General features: G+C 71.1%; 12 protein-coding genes. 5 read left to right on the top strand and 7 right to left on the bottom strand.

The features are described from left to right. Positions 1 to 9 precede the first annotated feature (9 nt). The 5 genes from FB559_RS28785 to FB559_RS28805 form a co-directional block, all read right to left on the bottom strand. Positions 10 to 1,620, bottom strand: a complete 1,611-nt coding sequence (locus FB559_RS28785; RefSeq protein WP_141959480.1) for an ABC transporter ATP-binding protein — start codon at positions 1,618 to 1,620, stop codon at positions 10 to 12. Then, the gene (locus tag FB559_RS28790) at positions 1,617 to 2,606 is read right to left on the bottom strand and encodes an ABC transporter permease (protein WP_141959482.1); all 990 of its coding nucleotides are present in this window, start codon (positions 2,604 to 2,606) and stop codon (positions 1,617 to 1,619) included. Before FB559_RS28790 ends, FB559_RS28785 begins: the two co-directional genes overlap by 4 nt. After that, positions 2,603 to 3,559, bottom strand: a complete 957-nt coding sequence (locus FB559_RS28795; RefSeq protein ID WP_221640217.1) for an ABC transporter permease — start codon at positions 3,557 to 3,559, stop codon at positions 2,603 to 2,605. The genes FB559_RS28790 and FB559_RS28795 overlap by 4 nt, the downstream gene beginning before the upstream one ends. A gap of 106 nt (positions 3,560 to 3,665) precedes the next feature. Beyond that, the gene (locus FB559_RS28800; protein WP_141959484.1) at positions 3,666 to 5,384 is read right to left on the bottom strand and encodes an ABC transporter substrate-binding protein; all 1,719 of its coding nucleotides are present in this window, start codon (positions 5,382 to 5,384) and stop codon (positions 3,666 to 3,668) included. A 136-nt stretch (positions 5,385 to 5,520) separates the two neighbouring features. Then, entirely contained in the window at positions 5,521 to 5,610 is a 90-nt protein-coding gene (locus FB559_RS28805) for a putative leader peptide (RefSeq protein WP_141959487.1), read from the bottom strand. Positions 5,611 to 5,739: 129 nt separating this feature from the next. Between FB559_RS28805 and paaI the strand changes: the two genes are divergently transcribed. From paaI to FB559_RS28825, 4 genes are all read left to right on the top strand, one after another. Next, entirely contained in the window at positions 5,740 to 6,183 is a 444-nt protein-coding gene (paaI, locus tag FB559_RS28810) for a hydroxyphenylacetyl-CoA thioesterase PaaI (protein ID WP_141959489.1), read from the top strand. A gap of 537 nt (positions 6,184 to 6,720) precedes the next feature. Next, on the top strand, positions 6,721 to 7,650 hold the full coding sequence (locus FB559_RS28815; RefSeq protein ID WP_141959491.1) for a hypothetical protein: 930 nt from the start codon (positions 6,721 to 6,723) through the stop codon (positions 7,648 to 7,650). A gap of 235 nt (positions 7,651 to 7,885) precedes the next feature. Continuing rightward, a complete protein-coding gene (locus FB559_RS44885) occupies positions 7,886 to 8,476 on the top strand; it encodes a COG4315 family predicted lipoprotein (RefSeq protein WP_221640218.1) in 591 nt (196 codons plus the stop codon). A 108-nt stretch (positions 8,477 to 8,584) separates the two neighbouring features. After that, on the top strand, positions 8,585 to 9,169 hold the full coding sequence (locus FB559_RS28825; protein ID WP_141959493.1) for a COG4315 family predicted lipoprotein: 585 nt from the start codon (positions 8,585 to 8,587) through the stop codon (positions 9,167 to 9,169). Between the two features lies 1 nt (position 9,170). Here the strand turns inward: FB559_RS28825 and FB559_RS28830 are convergent, their stop codons facing one another. Next, a complete protein-coding gene (locus FB559_RS28830) occupies positions 9,171 to 9,908 on the bottom strand; it encodes a M50 family metallopeptidase (RefSeq protein ID WP_141959495.1) in 738 nt (245 codons plus the stop codon). 101 nt (positions 9,909 to 10,009) lie between these two features. Here FB559_RS28830 and FB559_RS28835 point away from each other — a divergent pair, with 101 nt between their 5' ends. After that, positions 10,010 to 11,134 (top strand): DegT/DnrJ/EryC1/StrS family aminotransferase, encoded by a 1,125-nt coding sequence (locus FB559_RS28835; RefSeq protein ID WP_141959497.1) that lies wholly within the window; start codon positions 10,010 to 10,012, stop codon positions 11,132 to 11,134. Between the two features lie 919 nt (positions 11,135 to 12,053). Here FB559_RS28835 and FB559_RS28840 read toward each other — a convergent pair. Further along, entirely contained in the window at positions 12,054 to 13,382 is a 1,329-nt protein-coding gene (locus FB559_RS28840) for a tetratricopeptide repeat protein (protein WP_141959499.1), read from the bottom strand. Positions 13,383 to 13,388: the final 6 nt, after the last annotated feature.

The following is a 13,388-nucleotide window of genomic DNA, read 5'->3' on the forward strand; positions in this document are numbered from 1 at the left end:
ACGGCGTTCTCAGACCGGCGCGAGGACGGCGGCGAGCAACCTGCGGGTGTACTCATGGCGCGGCGACCCGTACAGGTCCGCGGCGTCGGCCAGCTCGACCAGCTCACCGTCGTGCATGACCGCCACCCGGTCGCTCACCTGGCGTACCACCGCCAGGTCGTGGGAGACGAACACGATCGTCAGGTCGTACTCCTCCTGCAGGTCGCCCAGCAGTTCGAGGATCTGCGCCTGGGTGGAGACGTCCAGTGCCGAGACCGGCTCGTCACAGACCAGGAGCTTAGGCCGCAGCGACAGCGCCCGCGCGATGCCCATCCGCTGCCGCTGGCCGCCGGAGAACTCATGGGGGTACCGGTCGTGCCGGGAGGCGTCCAGGCCGACGCGTTCCATGAGCTCGCGCGCGGTCCGCAGGGCCTCGCGGTCGCCGGTGCCATGGACGCGCAGCGGGTCGGCGATGCTGTCGCCGACCGTACGGCGGGGGTTCAGCGAGGAGACCGGATCCTGGAAGACCATCTGCAGGTCCCGCCGTACCGCGCGCAGACCACGCTCCGGCAGCCGTGTGACGTCCTGACCGGCGAAGACGATGCTCCCGTGCGTCGGCTCCAGCAACCGTACGATCATCCGGGCGAGGGTGGTCTTGCCGCTGCCGCTCTCGCCGACCACGCCCAGCGTCTCGCCGCGCCGTACCTCCAGGGACACGTCATCGACCGCCCGCATCACCTCGCGGCGCAGTCCGCCTCCGGGCCGCCGGAACTCCCGGGTCAGGCCGGTGACCGTCAGCAGCGGCTCGCCCGGCGTACGGCGTTCGCGCACCGGGCCGTCGAGACGGGGGACGGCGTCCAGGAGCGCCCGGGTGTACGGCTCGGCGGGTGCCTTGAGCACCTCGCCCACCGGTCCCTGCTCGACGGCACGGCCGTCCCGCATGACCAGGACGCGTTCCACCGAGCGTGACACGACGCCGAGGTCGTGCGTGACCAGCAGCAACGCCATGCCCGTCTCGGCGCGCAGCTCGTCGATGAGGTCGAGGATCTGCGCCTGCACGGTCACGTCGAGCGCGCTGGTCGGCTCGTCGGCGACGAGGATCCGCGGTTCGCACGCCAGCGCCATCGCGATGAGCGCCCGCTGGCGCATCCCGCCGGAGAACTCATGCGGCCGTGCCCGCGCGAGGCGCGCCGCGTCCGGGATGCCGACCCGGTCCAGCACCTCGACCGCCTTCGCCCAGGCCGCCCGCCGCCCGGCACCCGTGTGCGTGCGGTACACCTCGGAGATCTGGTCGCCGATCCGGTAGTACGGGTCCAGCGCCGACATCGGATCCTGGAAGATCATCGCGGCGCGGCGGCCGCGCAGCCGCCGTACGGCCTCGTCGCCGAGCGCGTTGACGTCGTCGTCGCCGAGCAGGATCTCACCCGACACCCGGGCGCTGGAGTGCCGGTGCAGGCCGAGCAGCGCGAGCGCGGTCGTGCTCTTGCCCGAGCCGGACTCCCCGACGATGCCCAGCGCGCCGCCGGCACCCAGCTCGAAGGAGACGCCGTCCACCGCACGCAGCGCGGTGTCACCGTCGCCGGGGAACTCCACGGTCAGGTCCCGCACCGTCAGCACGGGCCGTTCGCTCGGTTCGCTCATGCGAGCACGACCCTCCGGTCGACCACCGCGTACAGCAGATCCGCGGCGGTGTTGGCGACCACGATGGCGGCACCGGCCACCAGCGTGAGCCCGGCGACGACCGGGAGGTCGACGTTGTTGGACGACTGCACGATCAGCTGGCCCAGTCCGGGCAGCCCGAACAGCGTCTCGGTGAGCATCGCGCCGACCAGGATGTAGCCGAAGTCGTACGCGGTGATCGTGATGACCGGTGTGAGGGTGCCGCGCAGCGCGTGCTTGCCGACGACCCGCCGCTCCCGCAGGCCGTACGCCCGGAGAGTACGGATGTGGTCCTCCGACAGCGTCTCGAGCATCCCGCTGCGCGTCAGCCGCGCGTAGATCGCCGCCTGCGCGATGGCCAGGGTGAACCAGGGCAGCAGGAGGTTCTTTGCCCAGGCGGCGGGATCCTCGGTGAACGGCACGTACACCGGGAAGTCCAGCCAGTGCAGGTACCCGCAGAAGAGCATCAGCAGCAGCATCCCGCTCACGAAGATCGGAGAACCGTAGGCGAGCATCGAGGCGGCCGTCACCGCGCGGTCGGTGAACCGGCCGGCCCGCAGCGCGGCCAGCACCCCGGCCGAGACGCCGATCAGCAGCCACAGCACCATCGCGCCGGCCGTCAACGACAGCGAGACCGGCAGGCGCTGCCCGATCAGGGACAGCACGGGCTGGTCGTTCTGGAACGAGAAGCCCAGGCAGGGCGCCGCGCAGTGGGAGACGTCCGGGCCGGAGCTGTAGTCGCGGCCGGCCACGATCCCCTCCAGGAAGTGCCAGAACTGCACGTACTCCGGCTGGTCGAGGCCGAGCTTGTGGTCGATCGCGGCGAGCTGGCCTCCGCCGCAGCCCTTCCCGCAGACCAGGACGGCCGGGTCCGAGGGCAGCGCGTAGAAGGTGACGTACACGAACGCCGCCATCACGAACAGCAGGACGATCGTGCTGGCCAGCCGCCGCAGCAGATAGCGCGTCATTTCCGGCCTCCCCGCAGGGACGGCGCCTTGGGGTCCAGCGCGGTACGCAGGCCGTCCGCGAGCACCGTGAAGGCGAGTACGTTGACGAGCAGCAGCAGGCCGGGCACCAGGACGTACGTCGGATCGGCCTGGAACCAGGTGGTGGCGCTGGAGAGCATCTGCCCCCACGAGGACGCGGGCGGCCGTACCCCCACGCCGAGGAAGGACAGGCCCGCCTCGGACAGCATGTTCGAGGGCAGCAGCAACGCGGCGTACGTCACGAGTGGCGCCGAGACGCCGGGCAGGATCTCGCGCAGGGCGATGCGGGTCCGTGACGCGCCGGACAGGCGCGCCGCCGCTACGTAGTCCCGCGTCTTCAGTGACAGCACCTGCCCGCGTACGAGCCGCGCCGTGCTGCCCCAGCCGAACAGGCCGATGACGAGCATCAGGAGCACCGGGCGGGGGAACGTGCCGGGGACGATCGCCAGCAGCGCGATGGCGAAGATGAGCTGCGGGAAGGAGATCGCCAGGTCGATCAGCCGGCCGAGCACGGAGTCGGCGACCTTGCCGCCCAGCCCGGCCGCCAGCCCGATCCCGATGCCCAGCAGGATCTGCACGATCAGGGAGCCGAAGGCGACCAGGAACGAGATCCGCGCTCCGCCCAGCGCGCGGGCGAACAGGTCGCGGCCGGTCGTCGGCTCCACGCCGAGCCAGTGTGCCCCGCCCGCGCCGCCGAACGAGCCGCGCGGCACCCCGCCGCGCGCCGAGTCCAGCAGCCCGGGGTGGAACGTCGTGGCGTCCTGGCCCTCGAGATGGATGAGCAGGGGAGCGGCGATCGCGGCGACGAGCATGAGGACGGCCACGACGAGACCGGCCATGGCCATCCGGTCGGCGCGCAGCCGCCGCCGTACCTGACGGCCGCGGGCCGGCGCCTCCGTGGAGACGCCGGCCTCGGTAACCAGTTCAGCGCTCACTGGTCCCTCGCCCTCCTCGCTCGCTCCGCGGGCGGCCTGGGGGGCCGCTTCGCGGGGAGGGGGCCGCCCACTCCGCTCGTTGCGTCGGGCTCACTCGCGGTCATTCTTACTTGACCGAGACCATCGCCGGGTCGTACGAGCCACGCCACTCGTCCAGGTAGGCGTTCTTGACGTTCTTGCCGGTCAGCCGGATGTAGATCGGGTGGATCAGCGGAACGGTGAGTGCCTGTCTGCCGATCGTGGCGTCCAGGGCGCCCCAGCGTGGGCGGGCCTGTACGGGATCGGTGATCGTGTTGATGGCGTCGAACTCGGTGTTGACCTTCGAGTCGTTCAGCTGGGAGGCGTTGAAGTTGCCGCCGTCCTTGAGGATCTGCCGCCCGTCGAAGATCGGAGCCAGGAAGGGGCCGCCGGTCGGCCAGTCCGCACCCCACGTGGCGAGGAACATGCCCGGCTCGGTGGAGGGCTTCTGGACCGTGTCGCCGTAGCCGGCGTCGTCGTACGGCTTGAGTTTCACCGTGATGCCGGCCTGCTTGAGCGAGGACTGGATGGCGGTGGCGACGGCCGGGCCGTCGTGGTTGTAGTCGGCGTTGCGGTGGGCGAGCGTGATGGTGAGCCCGTTCGGGTGCCCGGCCTGCGCGAGGAGTTCCTTGGCCTTGGCGGCGTTGCCGTTCGGGCCGGCCGGGAAGTAGTCGTACGGCTGGTAGCCGAACGCGGCCTGGTCGGGCAGGAAGGTCGTCGCGGCCTTGGCGAGGGAGCTGCCGCCGACCGCGTTGACGACCGACTGGCGGCCGATCGCGTAGGAGATCGCCTCACGCACCCGGATGTCGTCGAAGGGCTTCACCTTCGTGTCGAAGGCGATGTAGTCGGTCTCGCCGAACTCGCCCTTGACCGCGCGCTTCTTCAGGTTCGGGTCGGTGGAGATCCGAGCGAGTTCGGCGGGGGACAGGTCGGTGTCGACGGTGATCGCGTTCGCGTCCTTGCCGGCGCTGGAGCTGAGCCGCTGGTTGATGACGGCCGCGTTGAGGCCGTACGTCCCCTCGACCCGGTCCGCGCAGGCGAGCCGCTGGTCGTCCAGGGTGCGTGACCAGTACGGGTTGCGGGCCAGCACGAGGCTCTTGTCCTGCTCGTGGGAGACCACCTTGTACGGGCCGCTCGACACGGGGTGCTTCTCATACCCGGTGCCGTCGTCCTTGGCCTTGGGCACCGGCGCGAACTGCGTCGCCGTCGCGACGTAGGGGAAGTCGCCCTCGGGCTTGCGCAGCTTGAAGATGATCGTCTTGTCGTCCGGCGTCTGGATCGAGTCCAGCTCCTTGCCCTTGTACGGGCCCTTGTAGTCGGCACCGCCGGCCAGCCAGTCACGCAGGTACGGGATGCCGCCGGGCAGCTCGGGCGCGAACGCACGCTCCACGCCCCACTTGATGTCCCTGGACGTGATGGGTGTGCCGTCGTCGAACTTCAGCCCGTCTTTGAGGTGGTAGGTCCAGGTCTTGGCGCCGTCACTGGCCTTCCCGGTGTCGGTCGCCAGGTCGGGCACGACCTGGTCTCCCGCCTGACCGGGCACGCGGTGCCGGGTGGTGAGCGTCCGGAAGATCAGCGAGGTGATCGAGCCGCCGCCGGAGGTGTAGATCCGCGCGGGGTCGAGGTGGTGGGAGGTGGCGTCGGACTGGTTCAGGACGTACAGCGTGCCGCCCTGGCAGTTGTGGGGGTCGAAGGCCGCGCTGCTTCCGGAGCCGTTCGAGGAGTCGCTGGAGGAGCAGGCGGCGGCGCCGGTGGCGAGGAGAGCGGCGGCAGAGGCGGCGGCGAGCAGGGTGGAGCTTCTTCGCATCAGAGGTTCTCATTCACGCGTTGACTGCGACATTGACACGACTGCACTGAGAATGACAGACGTGACTTTGACCAGGAAGGAGGAGGACCGAAACCGGTGGCGCGATGCGCCCGGAGGTCAGGGACGGAGACTCAGGTCAGGTCGCGCACAGCGCGCTGGCCTGCCGTCGAAGATCGACGTGCAGGCGAGCGACGAGGGGCTTGCTCCGATACACGGTCAGCATCATGCTCGGTGTTGGCTCCTTACGTCAATCTGGTCGTCGGCTGGGGCAGGTGCGCAGATCACCATATACCGACATTTCAGGTAGAGAATGTCGGGGTGGTCGTGGTCGCGCCGGGTGTTCCCTTGATCATCGATGCGTGGTCCACTGGTGAGCGTGACGGAGGCGGATGAGGTGGCGCGCCGCTGCGCCGAGAAGATGTACGCGTCCGACCGCTCGTCCCAGCACCTCGGCATCGAGATCACCGACGTGGCCGCGGGCCGCGCCCGCGCGCGGATGACCGTCACGGACACGATGGTCAACGGCCACGGCATCGCGCACGGCGGCTATGTCTTCCTCCTCGCCGACACGGCGTTCGCCTTCGCCTGCAACACGTACGAGGTCGTGACCGTCGCCGCCGCGGCCGACGTGGTGTTCGTCGCCCCGGCGCGGCCGGGAGACGAACTGACCGCCGACGCCGTGGAACGCGCACGCTTCGGCCGCAGCGGAATCTACGACGTGACCGTCCGCCGCTCCGACGGTGAGGTCATCGCCGAGTTCCGCGGCAACAGCCGCGCCTTGCCCGGAGCGTCCGGGTGAGGGCGGCGCCGAGGTTACGCGCCGTTCGGCGCCGCCGCCCGTACGGGCCGCCGGACTCGCGGCCGGTTGAGAATCCCCGCATGGGGACGGCCCGGCCCCCTGGCCCGCCGAGGCGGCACGTGACCCGTCCGCACGCGAGGCCGACGCCTCACCGCCCCACTACCGCGCCCGGCGGCAAAAGCCGCGCCCTGCCCGGAGCGTCCCGGTGAGATGGGTGCCGGGGCTACGCGCCGCTCACCGCCCCGGCCCTGCCGGGCCGGGCGAGAAGCCCCCTGAGCACGGGACCCGGCCTACGGCCACACCCCGGCCCGCCGACATTCCGCCGGGGCGGCACGACACCCGCCCGAACGCGACGCCGCAACGCTCCGAGGCCGCCCTCACACCGCGCCCTGGTGGGCCGGACGATGTGGTCAGGGGCGGGAATCGCAGTGGCCGAGTGGGGTCGGCCGTGAGCCCGATTGCGGCCCCGCCGTTCGACGGCCGCGGGCCTCGGCCGGGGGCGATCCTCGGTGGGCGGACGATGACGGTGGGGGGCCGATGAACGCGCGGCGGGAAGCGTGGGAGTTGCTCGGGGGTGAGTACGACGTCCGGGTGCTGGAGCCCTCCCCGCCCGCCGTCATGGTGCCGCCCTGGTTCGCCGACGATCCGCTGGCCGGGCCGTACGGTGTCCGGCTCGTCACGCCCGTCAGCGGGCTGGGGCGGAGCTGGGACGAGCTCACCCGCGAGCGGCCCGGTCTGGCCGGCTTCTGTGCCGATCGCTGGCTCGGCGCCTGGCGCCGCCTCGCCCCGCTGCCGCGCGCCTTCGTCGCCACGCGTCGTTCGCTGCACGCGCTGGCCGAGCACGTCGTCGGGGCCGCACGCTACGCCGCCAACGGCAAGATCGGTCTGCGGTACACCCGTCACGGCTTCGGCACCCCGTACTTCGGCACCGGCCGCCAGATCCGTGTCGAGGACGGACGGCTGGTCGTCGACGGCACCTCGCACACCCCGGCGACGCTCGGCGAGGCCGCGATGCTGGCCGGCGTACCCCTCGGGATGCCGCCGGACGTCTACAGCCCCTCGACGCCCGCCGCCCCGGACACCCACCTGCCGGTGAACCCTGCCGCCGCCGAGGCGCTGGGCGCCTGGTTCGGGTTCGCCTGGTCGGTGCTCGAACAGCTCCGCTTCGACGGCCGTCCCCTGGCGCCCGGACGGGTGCAGCTGTGGCCCGAGCACTTCGACCCGGCTCTTGACCTGGGCGAGGAGTCCGCCGGCCGGCGTGCCTCCTACGGCGCCTCCCCCGGCGATGACGCCCACCCCGAGCCCTACCTCTACGTGTCCCCGTGGCAGAGGCGTAGCGGCGCCTTCTGGGCCGACGCCACCTTCGGCGGCGCGTCCCTCACCTACGGCGCGCTCCTCGCCGCCGACGACCAGCGGCAGACCGCTCTCGCCTTTTTCCGACAAGGGCTGGAAGAGCTGAACTCCTGATTCCGGCGCTCGGGATCGTCATGTCACGCCGCGCTTTCCCAAGTTCAGTTAAGAAATGAATCGGTTCCCATTTAACAACGGGCGGGCAGGGACCTCGGTGCGGGGGCACACGGGGGGACGGCCTCGACAAGCAGGCCAGACGTTCCCGCCTATGGCGAACCTGGGGCATAACGGCGGACTACGTCGCTGCGCCTGCTGGTGCCTTCCACGTCACCGTGCGAAAGGAGCGACAGAAATGCGCAAGGGAGTCAAGGCCGCCTGCGTGTTGGCCACCAGCCTCGGCATGCTCATGACGGGCTGCGGCGGCAAGCACAAGGCCGTTCCGTCATCGGGCGGCTTCGCCCAGCCGTCATCGCCCGGGATGGAATCACCGGGGGAGACGGAGGCGCCCGAGTCCTCGCCGCCGGCCACCGAGGGAACGGAGTCCTCGCCGCCCGTGGCGTCGATGACGCCGACCGGTCCGGCGGAGGTCAAGACCAAGGACGTGAGCATCGGCAAGATCCTGGTCGATGGCAAGGACATGACGCTCTACCTGTTCGAGAAGGACAAGGCCGGCAAGCCCACCTGCACCGGTGAGTGCGCCACGGCCTGGCCGCCGCTGCTCACCACCGACAAGGTCACCGCGAGCCCCGGCGTCAACGCGTCCTGGCTCGGCATGACCGACCGGTCCGACGGTACGAAGCAGGTCACGTACCACGGCTGGCCGCTCTACCACTACGCCAAGGACACCAAGCCCGGCGACATGCTCGGCCAGGGTCTCGAGGCGTTCGGCGCCAAGTGGTACGTCGTCGACGCGGGCAAGGGCGACAAGCTCGAGAAGAAGTAGCCGCAAGCAGGCCGAAGAAGCCTCGCCGGTGGCGGCCACGCCCGCGGGCGGCGCCGCCACCGCGATCGTCGACTCCGTTCACGTCTCCGTGCGAAGGAGTGGACTCACATGCGCAAGGCAGTCAGTGTCGCCTGCGTGCTGACGGCAGGCTTCGGCCTGTTCGCTTCGGGCTGCGGTGGGAGGCAACCGGCCCTGCCCCGTTCGGGCGGGTACGCCCAGCCATCGTCGCCCGTCCCCGAGTCGTCCCCGTCGGCGGAGACACCCCCGCCGACGGGGGCACCAGAACCGTCATCGACCGGGGGCCCGGAGTCGCCGGCACCGGGAACCGTCCCGCTGGAGATCGGCACCCGGGAGACGCGCTACGGCCGGATCCTGGTCGACGGCCAGGGCCGGACGATCTACGTGTCCGCCAAGGACAACGCCGACTTCGAGTCCATGTGCACCGGCTCCTGTACGAAGGAGTGGCCGCCGTTGTTCACCAACGGCCAGATCAACGCCGGGCCCGGTGTGAACTCCGCCTGGCTGGGCACGATCGGCCGGTCCGACGGCCCGGTCCAGGTGGAGTACAACGGCTGGCCGCTCTACTACTCGACCAGGGACGCCGAGCCTCGTGACATCAAGGGCCAGGGCGTCGCCTCGAACGGCACCACCTGGTACGTCATCGACGCCGACAAGGGGCAGAAGGTGAAGTGAGTCACCAGTTCGGCAGCTGCGGCAGCGACGACGGCAGCAGCCAGACACCGCCCGCCACCAGCGCCACGACCGCGACGATGCCGAACCCGAACACCCACATCAGTCCCGGCATGCCCGTAAGTCGGGCCAGCTGGTCGGCGTCGGAGTCGGGCGCGCGGCCCCGCGCGCGCTTGCTCTGCAGCTCGAGTACGGGCCGCGCGCCCGCCAGGAGCAGGAACCACGTGAAGGCGTACGCGAACGCCGCCTGCACGGTCGACGACCCGAACCAGGAGACCACGAAGAACACCGCGCCGGTCGTGACGACCGACAACACGCCGTACATGTTGCGGATCAGGATGAGAATCGCGGCGAGCAGCAGGATGCCGCCCCACAGCAGGGCGGTGATGTGTCCGACCGCGAGCAGCCCGGCGGCGCCGAGGCCCAGCAGCGGGGGAGTGACGTACCCCGCGAAGGCCGTCAGGATCATGCCGGGACCGTACGGTTTGCCGCTCGACACCGTGACGCCCGAGGTGTCGGAGTGCAGGCGGATGCTGTGCAGCTGGCGGCCGGTGACCAGCGCGGCGACCGCGTGGCCGCCCTCGTGCGCGATGGTCACGACGTTGCGCAGCACGTGCCACACCGAGCGCACCGAGACCGCCCCCAGCGCCGCCACTCCGGTGAGCGTGACGAGCCACCATGGCGGATGCGGTTGCGTGCCGACGACGTCATGCCAGACGTCGCCGAGAGTGGACAGGTCCATTCATCACCTCTGACCGGTACGACGTGCCCGGGGCCCGCGAAGTTTCGTCGGCCCGGCGAACCCATATCCAACCCCATGTCGGCCAGTAAGGTGTTGCCACTATGAGCGACCCGTTGATGAGCGTTTATCCGCCACTCGAGCCGGCCTCCCTGGTGACGCGGCGGTCCCGGCTCTTCCCGTTCGACTCGGACGGGCTCACCCTCACCCATCTGGGCCGCGGCGCCATCTGGCTGGCGTTGAAGGCCCTCGGTCTCGGGCCAGGCCACCGGCTGGCGATGCCGGCCTACCACTGCGGCTCGGAGGTCGAGGCGGCTCGGCTGGCCGGCATCGAGGTGATCTTCTACCGGGTCTTCCCGACGCTTCAGGTCGACGAGGAGGACCTGATGCGGGCCGCCGAGCAGTCCGACGCGACGTACCTGATCTCCTACTACGGCTTCCCGATGCCGCCCGTGCCGCCGGGCACCCGCGTGATCGAGGACGCCGCGCACGCGCTGTTCTCCTACGACGGAGGCAGCGCGATCGGCTCGCGCGGCGACGCCGCCATCTTCTGTCCCCGCAAGTCGCTGGGCGTGCCCGACGGCGGCGCCGTGCTCATCCGCGGCGGCTCCATCGAGGCGACCGGACGGCCACCGTGGAAGGGCATGGCACGCTCGATCGCCTCCCAGGGCATGGGCTGGGCCGCCCAGTCGCGCGCCGGGGTCCTGCGCGCCCCCGCCACCAAGGTCTTCCGCAAGGTCAGCAAGACCGAGCAGGCGGTCGAGGCGGGCACCCTCACCGAGACCGTCATCGGCGAGTGGAACCTCGAGGTCGCCGACATGGAGAGCGCGGCGTCCAAGGCCTCGCGCATGACCGAGTGGGCCGTGCACGGCGCGGACGGCGCGCGGATCCGTGAGGAGCGGCGCCGCAACTACCAGATCCTGCTCAACTCCCTGCCCGAGGTCTGCCTCGACCGCTTCCGCGGCCTGCCCGACGGTGTCGCGCCGCTCTATTTCCCCGTACGCGTGCCGGAGCGCGACCGGACCATCGCCGAGCTGCAGAAGCGCGGCGTACGGTCCATCGAGATCTGGCCGGTGCCGCATCCACTGCTGGACCGTCAGCGCTACGCCGAGCTGGAGCCGCTGCGCCACCAGATGCTCGCCCTCCCTGTACACCAGGGCCTGAGCGAGTGGCACGTCGAACAGATCGCACTCGCCGCGCGCGAGGCCATCGGCGCCGCGCACCGGTGAGCGCCCGCCGGGCGGGGAGGCGGATGACCGCCGCAAGCCCGCCGCCCGGCGGGAGCCTGCCCTCGTGCGGACTGGGTCTGCCCTCGTGCGGGCCGGGCCTTCCCTCGTGCGGGCCGGGCCTGCCCTCGTGCAGGCCGGGTCTGCCTTCCTGCCGGCCGGGCCGAGGATCTCCGGTCCCGGTACGGGACCGGTCCGTCCTAACGGCCCGGGAAACTCGATGATCTCGACGAGGCTCTCGGCGTCGACGAGCGCGAGGGCGTCCTCCACCCGGCGGTAGTAACCGCTGCCCATGCCACGGTCACAGCCGGGACCGAGCAGGACTCCCCGCCACGAGACGCGGATCCACGGGCGGATGCCGCCACCGTCACAGCGGTCGAGAAGGATCACCTCGACCCGCCGCCCACGCCTGTCGACCATCCGCCCGCCCATGCGGGATACCTTATTTGACCTGGTCAAACCGGGCGCTGAGAGGTGGAGATGGCTGCCGTGCCGTGCCGGACGGGTCTGCCGCCGGCTCGGGGGATCGCGTGATGCCGGGGGTGACGGCGGGTGGGCTGGGGTGTGGTGGGGGACGGGTTCGCTACCGGCTCGGGGATTTGCGCGAAGCCGCAGGGTGAAGGCGGGTGCCCGGGCGGAGGTGGCTGGGCCGTGCTGGACGGGTCTGCCACCGGCTCCAGAGGGATGTGCGATGCCGAGGGTGAAGGCGGGTGTCCCGCGAGGGGGTTGCCGGGGGGCGCCGGTGGCGGACCGGTCCGCCACCGGCTCAGGGGATCGTGCGATGCCGCAGGTGCCCCGCGCGGGTGGCTGGGGCGCCGTGTCGGGCCGGCTCGCCGGCCTCCCGGCGAAAGGCGCGAGCGAGGAGGAAAACCCTACGACGATGCGCGCCGCCGGACAGCCGTGGCGGCGCGCCGTCTCGTCGTCAGATCTTGCGGATCAGCACGATCGGGGTCTGCTCGTCCTCGTTGCCGGCCGGGTTGTCCGACAGGACCTTCTCGACCCACTTGCGGTCGACGCCCGCCGACGCGCCGACCACCCACGCGCCGGTGAGGTTGTTGGCGTCGACGACGCAGACGTGGCAGCCCAGCGCTGCGGACAGGTCCTCAGACAGCTTGTCCGGGCGGCCGGGGCCGAAGAGCAGGTGGTGGTCGTGCGGCGGCAGTGCCGCGGCGACGTCGTCGATCATCGCGGCGCCCGGCCCGGCGACGCGGTAGAACCAGCCGCGCTTGCCGACCAGCTTGCCGGCCGCGCCGGCGGCGGCCCCGAGCAGGACCTTCGTACGGCCCGCCTCCAGGATCGCGCCCTGCATACCGGCCGGGCTGTGCAGCGGGCCGATCTTGCCGACGAACTTGCTGAGCTGCTTGGCCATGCCCTCCGGCGTGATCATCTCCAGCGGGATCATGCGTCCCTGGCCGGCCGACGCCGGGCTCTCCGACAGCGCGAGGATGTCGTCGGGCCGAAGCTGCCCGTTGGTGGCCTCCTGGATGATCGGGAGGATGCCGCTGCGCAGCGTGATCATCTTGGTCTTGATCGGGATGCGGCGCGCGCCGACGGTCCGCTCGTCCACCGGGGCGACGGTCGGGGGCTTCGCCGGCGGCGTCTCGCCGAACTGCCGGTGCAGCATCTCCCTGATCTGGGCGTTGCCCGAGTAGATCGAGGCGCCACGGTGCAGAACGTCACGCGCGCCCGCGGGGTCGCCAGCCTCGAGGCGCAGGTGGGCCAGGAGGGTGTAGTCCGAGGCGTACACGAGGTAGTCCGGGGCCAGCGCGATCAGCTCGGTCTGGTATTTCAGACCGCGGACGTTGTCGCCACGGTCCACCGCCCACTTCGACAGCCGCTTCAGCGCGTGCCGGCGCAGCTGGGGGTCGTTGACGACGGACTCGAGGAGGGCCTCGGACTCGTCGATGCGGTTGCCGTCCTTGAGGATGTCGGCCAGCGTCAGCGCGTACCACGGGATGGTCGGGTACTTTTCGCGCGCGGCACGGACGATCTCCGCGGCGCGGTTGTAGTCGCCCCGCCACTTGTGCACCTCGGAGAGCGCGGCGGTGGCGAAGCGGGTGTCGCCACCGGCCGCGACGGCCGTGTTGGCGAGCTGCTCGGCCTTGCGGTCGTCGCGCTCGTTGGTGAGGACGAGCCAGGACAACAGCGACAGCCCGTCACCGTCGAGGTCGGACCGCTTCGACTCCAGGAGCTGCTGGGCCTCCTCCGGCTTGCGTAGCCAGATGTCGTAGGCGCGGCTGGTGGTGCTCATGTAAGA

This window comes from Actinoallomurus bryophytorum (assembly GCF_006716425.1).
GTDB classification, from domain to species: Bacteria; Actinomycetota; Actinomycetes; order Streptosporangiales; family Streptosporangiaceae; genus Actinoallomurus; species Actinoallomurus bryophytorum.

Coding starts and splice junctions, on each gene's coding strand:
- FB559_RS28825 (WP_141959493.1), top strand. CDS start 8,585: ATGCGCAAGGCAGTCAGTGTCGCCTGCGTGCTGACGGCAGGCTTCGGC.
- FB559_RS28800 (WP_141959484.1), bottom strand. CDS start 5,384: ATGCGAAGAAGCTCCACCCTGCTCGCCGCCGCCTCTGCCGCCGCTCTC.
- FB559_RS28835 (WP_141959497.1), top strand. CDS start 10,010: ATGAGCGACCCGTTGATGAGCGTTTATCCGCCACTCGAGCCGGCCTCC.
- FB559_RS28815 (WP_141959491.1), top strand. CDS start 6,721: ATGAACGCGCGGCGGGAAGCGTGGGAGTTGCTCGGGGGTGAGTACGAC.
- FB559_RS28830 (WP_141959495.1), bottom strand. CDS start 9,908: ATGGACCTGTCCACTCTCGGCGACGTCTGGCATGACGTCGTCGGCACG.
- FB559_RS28840 (WP_141959499.1), bottom strand. CDS start 13,382: ATGAGCACCACCAGCCGCGCCTACGACATCTGGCTACGCAAGCCGGAG.
- FB559_RS28790 (WP_141959482.1), bottom strand. CDS start 2,606: ATGACGCGCTATCTGCTGCGGCGGCTGGCCAGCACGATCGTCCTGCTG.
- paaI (WP_141959489.1), top strand. CDS start 5,740: ATGCGTGGTCCACTGGTGAGCGTGACGGAGGCGGATGAGGTGGCGCGC.
- FB559_RS44885 (WP_221640218.1), top strand. CDS start 7,886: ATGCGCAAGGGAGTCAAGGCCGCCTGCGTGTTGGCCACCAGCCTCGGC.
- FB559_RS28805 (WP_141959487.1), bottom strand. CDS start 5,610: ATGATGCTGACCGTGTATCGGAGCAAGCCCCTCGTCGCTCGCCTGCAC.
- FB559_RS28785 (WP_141959480.1), bottom strand. CDS start 1,620: ATGAGCGAACCGAGCGAACGGCCCGTGCTGACGGTGCGGGACCTGACC.